General features: G+C 48.1%; 14 protein-coding genes and 1 tRNA gene. 7 read left to right on the top strand and 8 right to left on the bottom strand.

The window, feature by feature from the left end:
- Nucleotides 1–15: 15 nt before the first annotated feature.
- The 3 genes from JVX88_RS09030 to JVX88_RS09040 are packed head-to-tail and all read right to left on the bottom strand — an operon-like array spanning nucleotide 16 to nucleotide 4,085.
- Entirely contained in the window at nucleotides 16–1,647 is a 1,632-nt protein-coding gene (locus tag JVX88_RS09030) for a CHAT domain-containing protein (protein WP_211627003.1), read from the bottom strand.
- A gap of 12 nt (nucleotides 1,648–1,659) precedes the next feature.
- Nucleotides 1,660–2,361, bottom strand: coding sequence for a DUF1822 family protein (locus JVX88_RS09035; RefSeq protein ID WP_211627004.1), 702 nt, complete (start codon nucleotides 2,359–2,361; stop codon nucleotides 1,660–1,662).
- Nucleotides 2,319–4,085, bottom strand: a complete 1,767-nt coding sequence (locus tag JVX88_RS09040) for a hypothetical protein (RefSeq protein ID WP_211627005.1) — start codon at nucleotides 4,083–4,085, stop codon at nucleotides 2,319–2,321. The genes JVX88_RS09035 and JVX88_RS09040 overlap by 43 nt, the downstream gene beginning before the upstream one ends.
- Before the next feature lie 971 nt (nucleotides 4,086–5,056).
- Here JVX88_RS09040 and JVX88_RS09045 point away from each other — a divergent pair.
- The 3 genes from JVX88_RS09045 to JVX88_RS09055 all read left to right on the top strand — a co-directional run bounded on the left by JVX88_RS09045 (nucleotide 5,057) and on the right by JVX88_RS09055 (nucleotide 10,018).
- Nucleotides 5,057–5,132, top strand: a tRNA-Thr gene (locus JVX88_RS09045).
- A gap of 372 nt (nucleotides 5,133–5,504) precedes the next feature.
- Complete coding sequence (locus JVX88_RS09050; protein ID WP_211627006.1) at nucleotides 5,505–7,463, top strand: radical SAM protein; 1,959 nt, start codon at nucleotides 5,505–5,507, stop codon at nucleotides 7,461–7,463.
- Between the two features lie 68 nt (nucleotides 7,464–7,531).
- Complete coding sequence (locus tag JVX88_RS09055) at nucleotides 7,532–10,018, top strand: S8 family serine peptidase (RefSeq protein WP_211627007.1); 2,487 nt, start codon at nucleotides 7,532–7,534, stop codon at nucleotides 10,016–10,018.
- On the opposite strand, the gene JVX88_RS09060 is transcribed toward JVX88_RS09055, so the two are convergent.
- From JVX88_RS09060 to JVX88_RS09070, 3 genes are all read right to left on the bottom strand, one after another.
- Nucleotides 10,019–10,618 carry a hypothetical protein gene (locus JVX88_RS09060; RefSeq protein WP_211627008.1) on the bottom strand — a complete coding sequence of 200 codons (600 nt, stop codon included), beginning with the start codon at nucleotides 10,616–10,618 and terminating at the stop codon, nucleotides 10,019–10,021. It lies immediately after the preceding gene.
- Nucleotides 10,551–11,576 carry a rod shape-determining protein gene (locus JVX88_RS09065; RefSeq protein WP_211627009.1) on the bottom strand — a complete coding sequence of 342 codons (1,026 nt, stop codon included), beginning with the start codon at nucleotides 11,574–11,576 and terminating at the stop codon, nucleotides 10,551–10,553. The genes JVX88_RS09060 and JVX88_RS09065 overlap by 68 nt, the downstream gene beginning before the upstream one ends.
- A gap of 78 nt (nucleotides 11,577–11,654) precedes the next feature.
- Nucleotides 11,655–13,421: an adenylate/guanylate cyclase domain-containing protein gene (locus JVX88_RS09070; RefSeq protein ID WP_211627010.1), complete on the bottom strand. Its 1,767-nt coding sequence runs from the start codon at nucleotides 13,419–13,421 to the stop codon at nucleotides 11,655–11,657.
- Nucleotides 13,422–13,496: 75 nt separating this feature from the next.
- Here JVX88_RS09070 and JVX88_RS09075 point away from each other — a divergent pair, with 75 nt between their 5' ends.
- Nucleotides 13,497–14,642 (top strand): cysteine desulfurase family protein, encoded by a 1,146-nt coding sequence (locus JVX88_RS09075; RefSeq protein ID WP_211627011.1) that lies wholly within the window; start codon nucleotides 13,497–13,499, stop codon nucleotides 14,640–14,642.
- Here the strand turns inward: JVX88_RS09075 and JVX88_RS40515 are convergent, their stop codons facing one another.
- Both JVX88_RS40515 and JVX88_RS09085 read right to left on the bottom strand, forming a co-directional pair.
- Nucleotides 14,643–16,760, bottom strand: coding sequence for a sigma 54-interacting transcriptional regulator (locus tag JVX88_RS40515; protein ID WP_225931365.1), 2,118 nt, complete (start codon nucleotides 16,758–16,760; stop codon nucleotides 14,643–14,645).
- 141 nt (nucleotides 16,761–16,901) lie between these two features.
- Nucleotides 16,902–17,747: a thymidylate synthase gene (locus JVX88_RS09085; RefSeq protein ID WP_211627013.1), complete on the bottom strand. Its 846-nt coding sequence runs from the start codon at nucleotides 17,745–17,747 to the stop codon at nucleotides 16,902–16,904.
- Between the two features lie 96 nt (nucleotides 17,748–17,843).
- On the opposite strand from JVX88_RS09085, the gene JVX88_RS09090 reads away from it, so the two are divergent.
- The 3 genes from JVX88_RS09090 to JVX88_RS09100 all read left to right on the top strand — a co-directional run bounded on the left by JVX88_RS09090 (nucleotide 17,844) and on the right by JVX88_RS09100 (nucleotide 20,070).
- Nucleotides 17,844–18,308: a hypothetical protein gene (locus JVX88_RS09090; protein WP_211627014.1), complete on the top strand. Its 465-nt coding sequence runs from the start codon at nucleotides 17,844–17,846 to the stop codon at nucleotides 18,306–18,308.
- Between the two features lie 82 nt (nucleotides 18,309–18,390).
- Complete coding sequence (locus JVX88_RS09095; protein WP_211627015.1) at nucleotides 18,391–19,404, top strand: methyltransferase domain-containing protein; 1,014 nt, start codon at nucleotides 18,391–18,393, stop codon at nucleotides 19,402–19,404.
- A gap of 27 nt (nucleotides 19,405–19,431) precedes the next feature.
- Nucleotides 19,432–20,070 (top strand): hypothetical protein, encoded by a 639-nt coding sequence (locus JVX88_RS09100; RefSeq protein ID WP_211627016.1) that lies wholly within the window; start codon nucleotides 19,432–19,434, stop codon nucleotides 20,068–20,070.
- Nucleotides 20,071–20,087 lie beyond the last annotated feature (17 nt).

Consider the following 20,087-nt stretch of genomic DNA (forward strand, 5'->3'; position numbering starts at 1 on the left):
AGATTAATTCAGCAGTCATTCAATTCTGAATGAGCGAATCATTTCCTGTATTACCTGTTCAAGCTCAGCGAGTTTTTCCTTCTTGGCTGTGTAGGTGATGATATAGGCTTGATTGTCTTTTAGGGTCCAAATTTGCGATACCTCTATATCAGGTTGACCTCGCCGTGTGTAAACGATTCGACTCGCTTCGTGATTCGCTAATGTTGTTTTATAAATGCTAACTCCATTACTATCCGCTAACCCCTTGCTAATTTGTGCAACTGTTTGATCGGTATAAGCTTGAAGCGACATATTTGGCAGTTCAAGCAACTCAATGGTGAGGGAAACCTGCTCTAGAAAATCTGACTCGTACTCTTCAGGGGAAATAAATCTGGCTCTCTCGCGTCCCATTCCCCCTCTGCTTAATTGCCATTCCTTCGGATATTTCATAGCGATTTCAGCATCTTTATAAAGCGAAAAAGTATTAAATTCTCTAACTTTGTTGATTATTGCTGGAGTTGCTAGCAAAGCAGCAATTGTCATGACAGCCGCAGCAAGCACACCAATCCGACGATTGGTAGACTTTTTCTTGATCCAAGTCATAGGTTCAGTGGCCGGATTCTGAAAAATGATTGGTAGCCAACTAGCACAAGGATATTCACTCTCTAGTCCTTGCAGTTGTTCTCGTGCTTCACGAACCGAGGCATAAAGGGATTTACCGCGAGAAAATATAGTCAGAAAGTTCTTCAAAAATTCTTGAGCAATCCGATCAGGAACGGGTTCTCGCATCACAATCATTTGAGGAATGTGCAGGTGGGCAAGCTGACGCGCTAATCCTAGCCCATCACAGGAGTTAAAAATTGCCAACTGTAACCCTCGTTCAATCGCTTTAGTCAATGCATAGCTGAGTTGAGGAATAGTCAAACTTTCAGTCGAGTTGATATACATTCGACCCGTTTCTGCTTCTGTCTGGCTATGTCCTGCGAAAAATAGGATGTCCCAACCTCGCTCATCCCATAGCCACCGATCTAACTCTCGCCTTTGAGGTTTAACCAAAAACACAGTTTCAGCTTTCGGCAGTGCTTCTAGAATTTCTCGATCAGTTTGAATATCAATTCCCGCTGCATCGCCTAAAATCGCCAAGATCCGAATTTTTTTTCTTCTTGGTTTCGATGATTCTACATACTGGTAGTCGGATGGACTCAGCGCAATTTCTGCATTCCGGTAGTCTCTAAAGAAATCCCATAACTGCCAAGGAATTCGCTGCCCTAAATCATCATCAACTTCAATTACCACTTGAACCTCATCCGCTACATTGAGCTGCGATCTCAAGTGTCGCTCGATAGAACGAAAATTTTCTGAATTGAGCCATACATTGATCCGCTGCTGCAACTCCTGGCAAATTTGATTAAATTCAACTTCTGAAAAGTTTGTTAAATCATTTTCTTCTATCCGAATGGCTGCTCGACGTAATCCTAATCGTTGGTAAGCAGCCGTATAAAGTCCTTGCCAGCGTCTATAGAGATGAAAAATCTCTTGATCAATGGGCAACTTGCCTGTAAATTTGACAGATGGAAGACCGCTATTTGACCAAACCTGTGCGGTAACGTAGGGAAACCCCGTTTTAATATCTCGCTGTCCTAAACTAATCACTACCAACTTACTCATGACCGACATACCTTAAATTTCAAACTGTTCTGTATAATTGTCGTCATCACGGCCTAACTGGAGCGAGAACTGTTCTCCGATAGGACAGGTAAAGCGTTTTAATTGAATAAAATTATCTTGAGTTCTAGCTTGAACGGTTTGTAGCACCTCTCCATCCACGGATGACAGCACTAATTCAAGACCGCCTGGGACTAAGATTTCTCCTTGATGAGGATGAACCTGAACTAATACTTGCACCTCCTGATTTACTTCTGGCGTCAAAGCAATTAAGAGTACAACCGTTGTCTTGTCAATCTCAACCAACTTTGCTCGTTTGGTTCCTTCTCTAAATTGCATTGAGCTTCTGAGGCTAAAGGCTAGCTGCTCTTGCTCTGGTGCTAGCAGCGTATCAATTGCTTGCCAACCTGCTTCAATCGCCTGATCAAAGTGATGCTGTAACCACTGTACTAGCTTCACTAAATGTTGCGGAGCAGAAGTTGGCGTTAATTTTGACTGAAGCGAATCTAGTGTGCGATTTACGATTGCCCGATTTTGTTCAGCAGCAGAGAAGTCAGCAGAGCTAGGTAATACTTGACCATAGCTAGCGAGTGCGTCCTGATATTCTTCACAGGCTTCTTCATATTGCTCTAGTTGTACATAGTAATCACCCACCGTCTGTGCAATTTGACCAATCAAAAATTCAGTTCCTTCCTGATCGCCAGCAAAGTTCGACATAGTTCAATCCTCATTGGTTGTGCTTGTTTTGCAGCTTTGAATACCTCAAGCCATTCCTTCACACCCCGCTGAAAATCTTGACAGATGGCGTGATAAATCGCTTCTGAAATTTCTCCTTGCTCTCGATAATGCTGTTCTAGAACCATATGAGCGTTCTTAATAATTTCGTGGCCAGTTTTAAGATTGAGACGGCGGATCAGCGGATGAATAGAATACCATCCCTGACCTTGTTGCTTATTCTCCCAAATAAAAGAAAAGCGAGTTAGATGGCGGAACGAAGCATTTGTAGTGTTAAAGTCAAGCGCTTTGCCAAGTTTGCTATAAATTGCTTGATCGAATGACCGACAGGCACTAAGGGCATCAACCGCATCTCGGATGTCTTCATCCACGTACTTCAGCAGATGCTCTATCATCAGTTTGTCCTTTTGAGCTGTTTGAGGTAGGCTCGAGAAGTCATCTACACTTAAAGATAGTCCCTTATTTCGAGCTGCCAAAATGATATCTGCACACAAGCCAAGATACAAAGGATGTACCTGTGCTTTTTCTTGTTCATTTCTAGAACCACTAGCATAGGTAATCAAATGCTTGCAAAGCTGATCATTCTCAATTCCAACTTTTCGTAGGTAGTCGTGGGCATCCGATTTCTCAAGATGCTCAACCGAATAAATCGCTAATTTCTCAAAGATTGGATAATGAGAGGCATCCGCCCAGCGAGGTTTCTCTCTGCCACATACCACTACCCTGATCCTAGTGGACAAGTCGAGTTCATCTATCAATCGCCGGAGCCACTCATCCTGCTTAAAGAAGCGAGCGTCACCCTGATTGCGCGAATCACCCCAAAAAGCTTCATGCGTATCGAACATTAGAACAACACGAGGGGGCGCATCAGACTTCTGCATAGATACATTTAGATCTTCAGCAAATAGACTGGGCAACACATTAATCAATTCTGTGTCGGGGTTTAGCCGTAGAATGTACTCCAGGTCTTGTTGCAAATCTTTATCTTTGCCTCCACGTTTTTGCAAGTAGCCGACCATTAAATCTCCACTTTTGTGTTTTCTAAACAAGCTCAAAACTTGAGCTACAAGGGTAATTGCGATAGGCCCATAGGGTATGGCTGAAGCCATTGCAGTCTTGGCTAAATTATCCTCAAATGCAGTTCTGAAGATACTGGCAATGCCACCTGCTAGAAATAATTCTTCAGAAGGAAAAAAAAGTTTGCCAAGTTGGTCGGTCGCCAGTCTCCCTTTATACTTTAAGTAGCAAATGCAACCGAATTCATAAAGCGGAAAGTAGAGTTTGTAACCCTGCTTTCGGCTAGTATGCATTAAGTTTCGGTGTATCATTAGTAATCCGTAGAAGGGATCTTGAGGACGCTCATCTCCAATAGGTTGCTGACCAAAATCATGTAATACAGCAGGCACTGGGCTAAAATCCCAACTATCCGCTGCTTGAAGATGAGCAACGGCTTCCGTAGCAGTTCTCATTTGTAACATTTGCTGATTTTCCGGAAAGTATTTGCATCCATGTTGAAGTAGAAATTTCAGTAGCAACGATTTACCGTTGCCACCATCACCGTGAAAAAAAAGAATTTTCTGAAGTGAAGAATTATGTATATATTCAATAAACAGCTTAATTAGTTCTTTGCGATCCACAAAGTATTGCAGTGTCAAATCACCTGCTGAAAGGAATTGCTGCTGCACTAGTTTTTCGCTAATACCCATAGTCGTAATGCCAAAAAAGGTGATAAGGAATGAGAATGGCCAAATTCAATTAATTTGTGTTCAGATAAAAATCTGACTTGAATTATTGATCTGAAAAGTACTTATATGGTTGGAGAGTCGCACAAGTTTCTATTGTTTTTCTAAATCATAATTTTAGCGGAACTAATGAGTACCAGTGTTAAATTGATTGAACGTGGTTGGATGATCGCAATTACAACAATCCTTTAAAGGTGAAATTTTTAGTTCAGCCATCTGGAATGGTCAGGGTTGAACAATCAATACGACTTGTTGACTAAATCCGAATTTGCTCTAAGATTGAGCGAAATTATCTGAGATTAGAGGTATACCCAACAGATATTTCTTCTTGTCTCATATACTCTTCTTCTTTCATGGCCTATGCATACTGCCAGCTCTACCATCACCCCTACTGCAACGCTGCTGATTTCTTGCCCGGATCAGAAAGGGTTGGTCGCTAAAATCGCTAGGTTTCACGGTAATCTCCTGTTCTAAAACTTTGCAAGTCTTTTTGGGGTCGAAATTCCCTATTGATCTGGCGGGAATGTGAAGAAACTGCCGCGAACGGCATTCTTCTTAATGTTATCGCGATGTAAAACAATCGTCAATGATTATTTTAAAATGTTTAACACCAGAGCTTGTTGTTTCCGACCTCTTCAGGTATTAGTAAATGTCGACGTCAAGAGAGCTTAAACTATTTAGCGATGACCTTTTGGCCAGCCCGCACCTTATCCGGTAAATTACACGATCGCCTTTTCTATTTGATATTTATGAAGTAAATAACGTAATGCTTTCCTACACTACAATTAAACGTTAAAGGCGAATATGCTAACACTTTCCGTTATACCTCGCCATTTTTTGGCGGCTCTGCCCAGATCCTTACAGCCATCGCTTGATTTGCTCTTTTACGATTTGTTACCATTTCGGTTTGCCGCAATACCGTATTCCTTCCGTTAGCCGGTGTAGCTCAGTTGGTAGAGCAGTTGATTTGTAATCATCAGGTCGGGGGTTCAAGTCCCTTCACCGGCTCCAGTATTTATTGGTGTTCAGATCTTTGGCTATCCAAGCCATTTTGTTGCCATAATGATATGTAGTTAGCATCTGTTTTTATAGTGTGGCCGACTCCCTTTCTGCTCTCATAATCTGATCATTAATACAACAATTCAACGAGCTTGAATGCCGTAAGTTCGGAAGATTCTGCTATATCAAAGGATATTAAGGTAGGAGTTTTTCAGAAGGCATTTTGCTGGGGGGAGGAGCTTCCCTTCTTGAATTGTTACCTTAGTATTTATGTTCTCAAGATCTAGAGTTCAGGTTAAAATATCAAATCTGATATGATTAGGCATTTATGGCGTGTCATCTACAGTAATAACATAGAGACATACCATATAAGGACAAAAACTTATGTTCAGCGATAATTTCAGACGAGGCGAAGGTAAGACGAAGGGCATGGCCGGCTCGAAGGCCGTGTCAAAACTTGCCGACATTGGCTGGAAGGCTTTTCAGGCGGTGAATACCGCGTTGCCTGAGGGCAAGTCGATCCAGCCGAAATGGGCCGCAGAGCCACTGCTGAAATCGTACGAACGAACTTCGCCGCCGCTCGGTTTTCCGCGCGAAACTGATTCGCTCTGTCCTGCCTGCGTCAAGCAGGTCCGCAACGGCGTGATCGCGGGCGATATTCCTCTGGATATCCTGATGAACTCGCATCCGGGTGAGATAAAGGCGCAGATCGTCGAGGAGAACGGGCAAGTGATAATGCGAAAAGAGTGCCCGACGCATGGCGTTTATGAGGATGTTCTTGCGACCGACGCGCGGTTCTTGGAAAGGATCGAGAACCTCTTTTTCGGGCGTGATTTCAGATCTGCCGAAGACGAGCACGTCCATCATCACGGCACCTCGGATATCAAATTCGGACGCGGTGCTGTTTTGACGGTCGATCTGACGAACCGCTGCAACATGATGTGCAATCCGTGCTTCATGGACGCGAATCAGGTCGGCTACGTTCATGAACCTACGTTCGAGGACATCAAGGCGATCCTCGACCGGGCAGTTTCTTTCAAGCCGCGTCGCCAAATAATCATTTTGTTCTCCGGCGGTGAGCCGACGCTATCGCCGTTCTTTCTCGATGCTGTCGCATACGCGAAAAAGATCGGTTTCTACCGCATTCTCGCTGCGACGAACGGCATTCGTTATGCCGAAGACCCCGAGTTCTGCAAAGCCGCGAAAGAGGCCGGCCAGCATGGAGTCTATCTGCAGTTTGACGGAACGAACGAAGAGGACAACAAGCATCGCGGCGTCGGTAATCTGTTCGATGTCAAACTGAAAGCTATCGAAAACCTGGCCGAGGTCGGCATCAAGGTCACCCTTGTTACGACGATCGTGAATTCCTGGAATAATCAGGGCATCGGCTCGATCGTCAAATTCGCGGCTCAGAATATCGACAAGGTCCAGACCATCGCATTCCAACCGGTCTCGTTCACGGGCCGTGATGAGGACGTTTCAGACAAGGACCGGATGCAGCAGCGATATACGCTTGCGGGAATGACGCACGACCTGAAGGATCAGCTCGGCGGCGTTCTAGAGCCGATGCGCGATTGGTTTCCGCTATCGTCGTATTCTGCATTCACATCTGTGATGGATATGCTGCAGGGAGCCGACGCTCCTTGGGGCTGGTCGTCGTGTAATTGCCACCCCAATTGCGGCATCTTTACGCTGATGGTCGTCAACAAGAAGACGAACGAGATGCGTTCGCTATTCGAGTTCTTCAACTACGAGCAGTTCATGAAGGACGTCGCAAAGATCACCGATACAGCACGCGGTAAAAAGCTGACCATGGCCCAGCTTGCGATGGCGATCATGCGGAACTACGATGCTTCGCGTGCACCGGAAGGCTTCCCCATCTCGCAGATCATCAATCTTTTCAAGCCTTCGTCAACCACTTCGAACAGCGACCGCAACGACCGTATGAAGGTCGAAAAGGCGGAAGACGACGTTTGGCGGGTGCTGTGTGTAGAGGGAATGTGGTTTCAGGACCTATTCACCTATGATTTCCGAAGAACGGAAATGTGCGTCATTCCGTATGGTACGCAGGAAGGCGAGATCAGCTTTTGTGCATACAACACAGGCGTTGGCTGGCGGCAGATCATAGAAGAAATGCACAAGACCGCTTCGCTTTCCGAATGGTACAAAGAGCACGGCCGCCACGCCGTCTATGCAAAGGGCAAGGAAGTTCCCGGCATCGGAAAAACACGATCACTCTCGTTGCCGGTCATAGCCAAAGTACTCGAAGAAGATATTGATAGATCGTCAATTACTCCCTATCTTGTTGATGCGGCGGACGTCGAGATTTCGGATTCTAAATGATATTCATCATATAAGTTCTCAATTGGTCTCTCACGCCGGATCGATTCTTTTGAAATGGAGTGGGCTAAATGATCCTTTTCGGCCGAATAGTAGTAGTAGTTGTCCTGCTAGTTCTGTTCATAGGTGGTCTGTTTCTGTCTAACCAACACACCGGTGCTAGTAGCGGCATCCCTGAGCCAATTTTTCACAATGATGAATTGCGCAGCTTGGGCTTGAGAACCATCAGGGATCTAGAACATGCTAGGTACTTTGTTGGATCGGGGAAGAAGATCTCATTTCCGCAGTCGAAAACTCAGGTCTTTACATGGTCTGAGTTTCGCCCATCCGGCCCTCCCAGAGAGTTTTATGCTATCAGTCTCGACGGTGAACATTTTTCTAAGGTAAGTGACTCCGAGACACTTTTAAGACTTCGCTTCGCCGAATTTGATCCGGTCGTTGAGAGGCCAATTATTTCCGGGGAGCTAACCTCCAAAGAATACGCAGGCAAGCAGGCATACATAGTTCAATTTGTTTCGCAGCCGCTTGAAGAGTTTCGTTTTGCAATTCAGAAATTTGGGGGACGTATTTTCACTTATCTCCCTGAAAATGCCTACATAATACATCTTGATAGTTCCATGGCCGCGGCTGTTCGTAGTCTTCCTTTCGTGCGTTGGCTCGAACCCTATCATCCCGCATTCAAGCTGGATCCAGCGATTTCCGATGTTCTAGCGGCGGGTCAGCTTAACGAGCGCCGTTACAACATAATGGTGTTGGAAAGAGGCTCCTCGATGAAGGATAAGTTGGCCGGCGACATCGTATCGATAGGCGGTACTGTTTACCCTTATGAGGAACAAGGCTTCAGACTGGAGGCTCAGCTAACTGATTTACAACTACTAAATGTTATCCGCTCGGAAGATGTTCTTTTTGTTGATGAATGGTCCCCACCGGAGAATGATATGGATGTTGTTCGGTCAACCGGTGGAGCGAACTTTGTTGAAAGCACGGCCGGTTTTCGGGGTGAAGGTGTTCGCGCTGAAATAATGGACAACGGTTTGCGACAGACCCACAGTGATTTTAACTCCGGGCTCTCGCCGATCATACATAACTCGTCAAATACGAACGAGGGATCCAATCATGGCACATCAACATACGGAATAGTGTTTGCAAGGGGCACGTCCAATCCGGCTGGGCGCGGGATGTTGCCGGAGGCACAAGGAATATTTGCAGACTACGATTTTCTAGGCAGTGGACGCTACGCTCATACTGCACGCTTAGTTAATCCGCCCTATAACGCTGTATTCCAATCCAATAGTTGGGGCAGCGCCCTCACCACGAACTACACGACCATATCGGCTGAGATCGACGACATTCTCTTCATCAACGACATCATTCTCCTCCAATCGCAAAGCAACGCCGGAAATCAGAATTCCCGGCCGCAGGCATGGGCAAAGAATGCGGTCTCGATTGGAGGCATTCGGCATTACAACACAGCAGATTTTCAGGACGACAGGTGGCAGAGTGGTGCAAGCACCGGGCCCGCTGCTGATGGTCGTTTGAAGCCGGATCTGGCTCATTTCTACGATTCTATTTTTACTACGCATAATTCGAGTGACTCTGCGTACACGACCGGTTTCGGTGGAACAAGCGCTGCAACACCGATCACGGCCGGGCATTTCGGCATCTTTTTCCAAATGTGGCACAACGGTATTTTTGGAAACCCGGTCAGCACCTCTGTCTTTGCGAGCCGTCCGAAAATGAGCACCGCAAAGGCCATGATGATCAACACTGCCATCCAGTGGGATATGACGATATCAGGAACGGATATTACGCGAGCAAGGCAAGGATTTGGCCGAGCAAATGTCCAGAATCTTTATGATCTGCGTAACAAGATGCGGATCGTTAATGAAACGGATGTGCTCACCAATCTACAAACGCGAACCTATTTTGTTAATGTGCCTACAGGATCAGCAGATCCGTTAAAAGCAACTCTAGTTTATACAGACCCAATGGGAAGTCCTGGCGCCTCACAGGCGCGTATAAATGACATTACGCTCCGTGTTACCTCACCCGGAGGAACGGTCTATTGGGGAAATGTAGGTCTTAACGGTACTGGAATGTGGTCAACCGCGGGCGGATCTGCCAATACGGTTGATACGGTCGAAAATGTGTTCATCCAATCTCCTGCGTCTGGAACTTGGACCGTAGAGGTGATCGGATCTGCAATAAACCAAGACGCTCGTCCGGAAACGCCGGGCGTTGTCGATGCCGATTTCGCACTGGTCGTCAGTGGTATAAGTCCGGCAGCTCCGACTTCCGCGAACATAACAATTTCCGGACGTGTTGCAACGAAATTAGGTACTGGGATTGGCAATATCTCGTTGACCCTGACGGACTCTGAAGGGAACGTTCGGCAAGCTCGGACAAATTCGTTTGGCTTTTTCGCTATCGACGAAGTTGCCGCGGGACGCAGCTATATTTTGTCTGTAAATGGCGGGAAGAGACAGGTCTATCCCGCAACGGTTCAGATCGATGCAGTTGAGGATGTTTCGGATATAGCATTTAGGGTCATTGAGTGATCAACTCGTTAATAACTCAGCCAATCTACCGATCCCGGTTACCGAGCTGCAGTGTACCCGCAATGCCCGACGACCACGGTCGAGCAAAACCTGAAAGTCACCCCTTGCCTGTGCCGCCTTCACCACCCCGAAAGTAAAACCTTGCCCAGGTACCGGCAAATCGATCTCATCATCAGCCGTTATCTGCGTAAATACTCCATTGTTTGCTCCTCCTTTGTAGGCCTGCCCGGTCGAATGCAGGAATCGAGGTCCAAATCCAAGGCAGGTTGCTGCCAACCTCTTTCCCAGAACATTAGTACGTATTTTTTGGAGTATCTTTTCGTTGCTCTCGTTCATCTCAACATACGCTAGGATCGCAAAGTAATCGCCGTCATCGATATTGGCAAAGTGAGCCGATAAGATCTCGGTTATCGACGGTTCATCCACCATCTCCAAAAGATGTTTCGAATAAGCCTCGGAAGAAAACAGTGCAAAGCCATCGGCTTCGAAGAACGGCTGTTCAGGCGGCAGCTTGCCGGTCTTTTCATATTCCTCAGTTATCTTTCGGGCTTCGATCTTTGCAGATTCGACATCGGGTTGATCGAACGGGTTTATCCCCATCACGGCTCCCGCCACCGCGGTCGCAAATTCCCATCTGAAGAATTCGGCCGCAATGTCTCCCATCCAGCATCGCACCTCCGCCTGCGAGAATGACGCCGCGATCATAAATATCCGCTGCGACCTCCGGACGGAGTTCGGTCAGCGTATCTTTGACCAGTTGTGCGATCCGGCGAACGATACCCTCAACGATCGGATACAGTTCACCGGTTGTTATCTCAACGGCTGCCGGACTTCCGGTTTGGACGTCGCGGCCTCGCACCTCAATGGTTCTGGAAATATCGTCCGGCAAATACGTTGAAACGAAATTGGTTTTCAGGAATTCAGTGGTTTCTTCACCGACTTGCAAGCCTCTATGACGACGTAGATGTGTCGCGATAACGTCATTTATCTCATTACTTCCAAATCGTTCCGAAGTGGAATGAACTATAGAACCTTTTGCGATGATCGCGATATTTGTAGTTCCGGCGCCGATGTCAACGATCGCAGATGCGCGTTTATCCGTCGGGAGTATCCCGGCCCCGAAGGCCGCAGCCAGGCCCTCCTCCATCATAAAAACTTTTCCGATGCCGGCATCTTCTGCAGCATTCAGCAGGGCTCTTTGTTCTACGTGAGTGACATCAGAGACCATGCTCATAACGGCTTGGATAGCGATGTTAGAGCCGCCAGAGCGAGCTTTCTTGACGAAATGAGCGAGCATCTTTTTTGTTCGCTCGAAATCGGCGACCACACCACCGATCAGCGGAGCCTTTACAATTACATCCCGACCTTCCCGGCCGGACATCTCAGCGGCTTCTTGCCCAAATGCAACGATCTCTTCGTTCAGTTCGTTGATCGCGACCAGCGAGGGTTCGTCCAGAACGATCCCCCGATCCTTGACTGCAATTATGGTGCTTGCGGTGCCAAGGTCGATAGCCATCGAATCAGTGACCAATTTTTTGAGCGAAGAGATCTTCAACATAAGAAATAAGTGATCATTTCGATTATATTCTGATTAGAATATCGCTGCCAAGAAAAATCTCAGGTATGCAAATTGTGGTTACGCCCACTTGATCTCATAGACTTCGACCGGCTGGATCCGGTTCCTGACCGTGAGCGGCTCGCGTGCGATGACCGGGATCCTGTTGCCGCTAGCTTGAAGCGTGGCGTCGCTTATTAAGATCTGTCCGCCGAGTGCGTTGGATTCAAGGCGGGATGCGAGATTGACGGTATCTCCGATAGCTGTATATTCCGAACGCTTGTCAGAACCGATGTATCCGATGGTCGCGACGCCAGTGTGAAGACCTATACCCATCGCGACCTGGCTATAGCCTTCCGCACGGAATTCCTCGTTCAGTTTAATTAGTCGCTTTTGCATCGTAACAGCGGCTTTGACAGCATTCAATGCATCTTCCGGGGATGCGGTCGGTGCCCCGAATATCGCCATCAATCCGTCACCTATAAACTTATCAAGTGTCCCTCCGTGCTCAAATATGATCTCTGTCATAAGGGAAAAATAACGATTCAGCAGAGCCACGACCTTTTCCGGATTCTCTTTTTCAGAAAGCGTTGTGAAACCACGGATATCGGCAAAAAGGACGGTGATGGATTGATTTATGCCTCCAAGCCTAAACGATTCCGGATGTTCAAGGAGCTGTTTAACTACATATTCAGGCATAAACCGGCTGTAATTGGCTCGCGCAACCTCTTCTCGGGCAAGCCGTTTATGGGCCTTTACGGTTTCGACCGTGACCGCAGTCTGCGCAGCGACAGCACTGATGAGTTCCAGATGGTCCGGGGTAAAAGCCGCAAATGGATCGAGCCGGTCTGCATAGAGAACTCCGTGCACATTAGATTCAGTGATCAGTGGGGCACAGATGGTAGATCGTACACCCTGCGCGACGATTGATTCCGCACCTAAAAACTGTTCATCAGTCTTCGCATCCTGGGACAGCAGTGCAACCTTCTCACGCATAACCTTTTGCGTGATCGTTCGACTGATGGTCAGCTTTTCCGTTAGAGCGTCCACATTCGCATCGCGAGTTTTGATTCCGACCGGAACGAGACTGTAATCCAATATCCTGCCATCGATCGTCTCATCGGCAAGGAGTGCGACAACGCGGTCTGCCGGAGTGCCGCGAAAGATGAGATCGGTTGCCTTCTCAAATATTTCCTTCAGGTCAAAAACGGTCCCGAGCGATCTGCTCATCTCGTAAAGTAGCTCAAGCATTCTTGCCTTCCGACGGAGGTCCTTTATCTCCTCTGGAGATGCGTATTCCGATTCCATCGAAAGATGAGATTGCCTTCCGATGATCTCATTTGCGGATATTCGAAGCTGAGTCTGGCCGAGCGGTTTGTCATCAAAGTTGACTCCGGCCGGAACATCTACAACAGTAGGTGCGTTTTGAACTACGGAACGTAGGTCGGGACGAGGCTCGGGCTTAGCGATCGGAATTGAGGTCTGACTTTGTTGTGCGACTGGGGAAGAGGCACCGGGAGCTGGCGCGATCTCAATGACTATTGTTGTTTCACCAATGACAATGCGGTCGCCGTCCTGCAAGATCCGCTCAAGGGCCGGAGCGCCATTCACGAAAACATGGTTGACACTTCGCTTAAGAACACCATCTTCGATATAGCCATCAACAAGCTTGTAACCGTTTGCGGTCGGTTCTATCCAAGCGTGCTTTCGCGAGACGCGACGGTCGTTCAACACAATATTGTTTTCTTTGAAACGCCCAATGGTGTGGACCGCGCCGGGAATTAGCTCAAAGTCCCGTGTCCTTCCGTTAGGTTCCGTTATCTTCAGCAATGTGTTCACTTTGGACACAATTGTAAGACTTCGTTTACTGATTTTGAAATCTCTTTGGCAATATTAACGGATAAAGAAACAAACAGGTGCTTAATGATCTACCTTGATAACAACGCTACAACGCCGATCGAATCTTCTGTCGCAGCCGTGATGGAACGGTTCATTGGTGAAGAATTCGGGAATCCTTCATCTTCACACCGCCTCGGGAAAGTAGCCAAAGAAGCGGTTCAAGACGCACGCAGATCGGTTGCAGAGCTTGTCGGCGCCGCGAGCGAGGCTGAGATCTATTTCACCTCTTCGGGAACAGAGTCTGACAACTGGGCAATACTCGGTGCAATTGGATCCAGCAACAAACCCGAACATTTCATCACGACAGCGGTCGAACACGAGGCTGTTAGAAAAACGTTTGATCGCCTTGAAAGATCAGGTCACGAAGTAACCAGATTATCCGTCAATGAAGAGGGGCATCTTGACCTAGACGAGCTACGCCGTTCGCTTCGCAGTAATACATTCTTGGTCTCCGTGATGATGGCGAATAACGAGACAGGAGTCATGTTTCCGATCAAAGAGGTCTCAGAGATGATCCATTCTGAAAGTAGTGCCGTATTTCATGTTGACGCTGTCAATGCTGCCGGGAAGGTTCCAATCGATGTATACGAGATGGGGGTCGATCTGCTTTCGATCTCCGCGCATAAATTTCAGGGTCCCAAGGGCAGCGGGGCTCTGTTTGTTCGTGAAGGAATTCAGATCGAGCCCTTTCTTGTAGGTGGCGGTCAGGAACGCGGGATGAGAGCAGGTACCGAAGCTGTTCATCAGATCGTTGGACTTGGAGCAGCAGCAGAAATCGCCAAGGATATGGAGCAAATGGATAGGATACGGAAACTGCGCGATCTACTCGAAAATAAGCTTATCTCGATGATCCCGCATGCTTATGTGAATGGAACACAAGACAGCATGAAAAGATTACCGAACACAACGAACATTTCCTTTAGGTACGCGAACGGGGAGATCATCCTGCACCTTTTAGATGAGTGCGGGATATTTGTTTCGACGGGATCGGCCTGCAATGCCTACGGAAATGAGCCTTCACCGGTGCTTGTTGCGATGAATGTGCCATATTCGCGCGCGATGGGTTCGATAAGATTCTCACTCGGACGCCAAAATTCCCTAGAAGATATATCAAGGGTCCTTGACGTGATGCCGGAGATCGTTAAAAGGGCGAGAAGTTTGGCTAAATGATCAGGTAGCCTTGTCAATTCCGTAGCGCGCGAGCTTCAGATACAGCCCGCGTCGGGTAAGGCCAAGTTCGTTTGCGACACGCGATATGTTCCAGTTATGCCGCGAGAGCGAATCTCGGATCATCTGCATTTCCAGTTCTGTTACAGCGTCTTCTAGCGTTCCGCCCTTTGGCAGGTTCACGAATGGCCTTATCGCGTGTTGTGTTCGGTCTTGTGCAATATTTACCAACCCAGAACTATAAGGGGCGATCGGGCGGGTCGAGCGTTTTAATTCAGGAGAAAGGTGCTCTGGTGTGATCGTATCTCCATCGCTTGCACGGGCGATTACCCGCTGAAGCTCATTGCAAAGCTGACGAACGTTTCCTTCCCAATCACAGACCATCAAAAGGTCGATGGTTTGCGGCGTGATGGTGATGTCGCGCTTGCCGAACTTGTCAGAGTAATGTTTGACGTAATAGTTGACCATCGGAGGTATCTCCGAACGGCGTTCTCTTAGCGGGGGAACACGGAGGCGGATCACATTAAGTCGGTAATAAAGATCTTCGCGGAAGGAACCATCGGCGACCTTTTCTTCCAAGGGCATATTGGTTGCTGCGATAACCCTTACATCAACCTTTATCGGACGCTTTTCTCCAACAGGCTGTACTTCGCCTTCCTGCAGAAAACGCAGCAACTTCGGTTGAACATCCAAAGGCAGATCACCAACTTCGTCTAGAAAAAGCGTGCCGCCGTCCGCCGCACGGATCATACCGGGCGAATCTGTTACGGCTCCTGTAAATGCTCCTTTCCTATATCCGAATAGATGACCTTCGGCGAGTTCTTTTGGAACGGCCGTGCAATTGAACGGAACAAATACCTTGTCTTTCCGATTCGAAAGCGAATGGATCGCACGCGATACAAGCTCCTTTCCTGTTCCAGACTCACCCGTAACCAAAACCGTTACATCAGACGAGCGGATCTTGTAAATCTCTTCGACCAAAGAGGTCATTGCCGGCGAAGAATGGATGAAACCAGGAAGCATCCCATTTGCCGAGCTTGAGGCGGAAAATGTTTCGAGCGGTTTAGTCCGACCGTCTTCTCGGAGAGCGATCACATCCAGTCCGAGTTCAACAACGCGCAGGAGCGGGGCGATCGGGCCTCCATCGATCAGAACAACATTCTTGATTGGCCCGGCAAAGAGTAACAGCGGTCTGGCGGCTTGCGGCGACAGACGGAACAATTCAAGATCCCGACCGCGGGCCAGCTTCTTTTCGTCACCCGTTTTCTCCGATTCAAAGAAGGTTGATAAGAATTTGTCGGCCTCGTCGCGAGCGAAGCCTTTAGCGATGAAGGGGACTAGATTTGAACCTTGTACTTCGACGATAAGCAAACGTTCGATCCGGCTTTCTTGTTCCAAAACCGCTGCCAACTCACGCAGCAACAGTTCTCGTGAAGCTGTAGCTTCTGCCAGCCTTGCGGATATCATTTGGGAGACGGCTAAATTCCTACCTGAATCCACGAACTTAGCCTTTGCGGCCGCTCGTCTGGAAACATACTCTTCCGTCTCTGCTAGCAGTTTTTGAAGGCCAAGTTTCTGAAAGATCTCTTTTGCGCTTCTTATGTGCTTGAGTGCCCTATCGGCATTTTCACTTGGAAGATGCTGTCCTAAAAGGAAATGGGCGATCGCGGTATTGTAAGTATCCGACGCTGTTTCAAAAATAGTTAGGCAGCGATTCAGATGATGAATGCCAGTTTCTAGATCACCAGAACGGATAGCTCTGAGTCCGCGAATACGCTGAATGCTTCCGAAAACAAAAAAATCCTCAGATTCAGCTTCTTCGCTTCCTAATGAGTCAAGTACCTCAACGCATTCATCCAGCGAATTGGTTGCAAGAAGGGCATCTGCTAGGACGATACGTGACATCTTAGCATAGTGCTTGTCGCCAATACGTCCGCTCAATTCGATCGTGGCTCTAGCTATAGTCTTAGCATCTTCGAAGCGGCCTTCGGCAAGCATACAACGAGCGAGATTACGCATTGCTTGGGCCTCGTACCATTCACGCTTCTTCTCTTTTGCGATTGCAACGGCCTGTTCAAGGAGTTCTTTTGCCTGATCCAGCTCGCCGCGAAGTATCATCAATTCGCCAAGACTACAAGGAGTTCGCGGCGAAGCTCTTCAGACAAAAGGCTATGGAGCCGCTCAGCCGCGGCCCGGCGCCGACAATAACACCGAACAAGGCCGATTCCTGAATCGGCGAATTCAATACTCGGTTCTGAATCGCTAAACAGCTACGGGAGCAGCGATCTTACCGTGATGCTGATAGTTCTGTAGTTTTAGATTCTCAGATCTGAAATTCAGCAAACCTTCCAGACCTTTTAGCTTTTCAGCATCGCTGAATTCTAGAGTTGGCAGCGGCAAAGGTTCGCGGCCAAGCAACTCGTTCACTTGATCAAGATGATTTGAATAAATATGTACGTCGCCGAACGTGTGTATGAATTCGCCGACGTGCAGGCCGCAAACATGGGCTACAAGATGGGTCAACAGGGCATAGCTCGAAATGTTGAACGGCACGCCTAAAAATGCATCCGCCGAACGCTGATACAGCTGACAATGTAGCGTCCTTCCGCTATCGATCTTGAACTGAAACAGCGTATGGCAGGGCGGCAACGCGACATTATCACAAGTTTCCGGATTCCAGCCCGTAACGATCAAGCGGCGTGAATTCGGGTCATTCTCTATCTCACGTATAAGCCTCGCGATCTGGTCCACGCCATTCATCTTTGGGTAATCACCCCCGAAAGAACGCCATAGATAACCATAAACCGGCCCAAGGTCTCCCTCTTCGCGGCCAAATCGGGCGGTCTGTTCTTGGGTCGCCCATTCCTGCCAAATATCTACTCCGCGGGCACGCAGATCGGCCTCATCGGTCGAACCGCTAAGGAACCAGAACAGCTCTTCCGCTACCCACCGAAAAGGCACCCGCTTTGTCGTAACTATCGGAAAACCTTTCCTTAGATCAAATCGGGTTTGATATCCAAATGTCGAGATCGTGCCGACACCTGTGCGGTCCTCGTGCCTAACGCCGTTATCGAGAATATGTCGGAGAAGGTCGTGATACTGTCGCATCTATTGAATAGTAAAATGTAACCGGAAAATAGTAAAAAGCCTCTTAGCCGTTCGGCGTTTTACTAATCTCGATCTACCATTTACGATTTATTAGCGATGCTTGAGATAAGTTTCAATTCACCGCAGTGCGGATGGATGTCCATCGGTTTCAAAGACGGGGCAAACGAGTTTCACACTACGACGGCGCATTCGCCGCATGAGACTGCCCTTCCGGACCTGATGCGGATACTTACAGCTCTTTCGGAACCCAATACCGAGCAAGACGATTTTCTCCTCAAATGGAACCGCGATCCCGAAGAATTCGATTTTCATTTCGTCCGAAGCGGCGATGATCTGACCATCGAAATATATCAATACCCGACCGACGAACGGGACGCCGCGGAACGTGAGCTTGTCTATTCACACACCGGCCCACTCCGCGATGCCATCGCCGCTTTTGCGGAAACATTTAACCAACTCTACGAAGATCGCGATACAGACGAATTTGAGTTCAATTGGCGCCAGCCTTTTCCATTTAAGGAATTTGAAGAATTTCAGGCAAAAGCGACAGCCGTCACATAGGTTATTCAGAATGGTCGACACGCCTCAAAATTGATATCATTTCCATTCGTATCAAACCGTGTTTGATACGTTTTTGTTTTTGATGAAAGAAAAGCTTATAGACCTTCTGGCCTGTCCGAAATGCGGCGGGGATATTTTGCTGGCATACGCCAGCAAGTACGAAGACAAAGAGATAATCGACGGCGTTCTGACATGCAAGAAATGCGATCGTGAATATAAGGTCGTCCGCGGTGTGCCGCGCTTCGCAGATCTTGGCAAGATCGAGGCAGATAAGGCCGAAACCGCCGAGAATTTCGGCTGGCAATGGACGCATTTCACTCAGGAAGACCCGAAATATAACGATCAATTCCTTGGCTGGATCAAGCCCGTAAAGCCCGACTTCTTTGAAGGAAAGGTCGTGCTCGAAGGCGGCTGCGGCAAGGGTCGGCATACAAAACTTGCTGCACAATGGGGCGCGAAAGAAGTTGTCGGCATCGATCTCGGCGACGGGGTCGAATCCGCATTTGCGCTTACACGCGATCTGCCGAACACACACATCATCCAGTGTGACATTTTCAAGCTGCCGCTCAAGCGACTTTTCGATTACGCATTCAGCGTCGGCGTTCTGCATCATACGCCAGATCCGAAAAAGGCGTTTCACTCGCTCGCATCAAAGGTACAGAAGGGTGGCCACATAACTGCCTGGGTTTACGGTGCTGAGAACAATGAATGGATCACCAGATACGTAAACCCGATCCGTGAAAGCTTTACATCTAAAATGTCGCAGCCGATGCTGTATCAGCTTTCAAAACTTCCGACGCTCTCCCTTTTTCTGACCACAAAGCTCATCTATCGTCCCGCGAACATCGCCGCAAAAGGCTTTGCGAAGAAACTTTTTTATAACGACTATTTGAACCATCTTGGGACGTTTGGCTGGCGCGAACAGCACAATATCGTCTTCGATCATCTTGTCGCCCCGACCGCGTTCTACATCTCCAAAGAGGAATTCGAAGATTGGTGGAAGGAAGCGAAAGCCGAGGATGTCGAAATAATTTGGCACAATAGCAATAGTTGGTGCGGATTTGGCAGATTAGGTGGATCACCAGCTTCCGAGTAACTCGCGGCAGAAGGCCGGCAAAAGCGTATGTGGTTCAATGACCAGGCTACAATTGAGCTCAAGTCAGTTCTCGACAATGCCTTTGATTCGATACTCGCGAAAGGCAATGCGAATCATCGTCGCATCGTAAATGCGATACGCGATTCGGATATGCTGATAAATGCCAGCCCGGTCAGCGTAGTGAAAGCATCTGGCATCACCGGCATCATTGATCCGCGAAAGACCAAAGCGAAGATCGCCGCCGGCCGAATGAGTATCCGAGAAGCTCTTGGAGAGGTTTTCATAACCTTCGCTACCGAAACGCTTGGAAGCCGCCGCGGAACCGAAGGCACGCTCGTTCACGAAATGCAGCACGCCTACGATTTCGCCCGAACGATTGCCAGTCTTTCAAATGTCTCGTTGAAACCGCTCGGCATTTTTGACCCGACACTGTACGAACTCGAACTAGCCGCGCATCGCAGCTCCGGAGAATGGATGCTGCTCGTCGGCGAGGAAGAATATACCAGCGAAGGCGTTGACCTTATGATCCTTGGTCGCGATGGCTCAGGCACCTGCTTCCTCCACGAAGAAGGTATCCACAAACGCCTCTCTGAAAGCTATAAACTCTCACCAACTGGAAACCAAGGCCCTCGAGCCAGTGAATTGATGGGCCTAAGGATAAACTAGATCGAATGATACTCGAC

The organism is Leptolyngbya sp. 7M, from assembly GCF_018128485.1.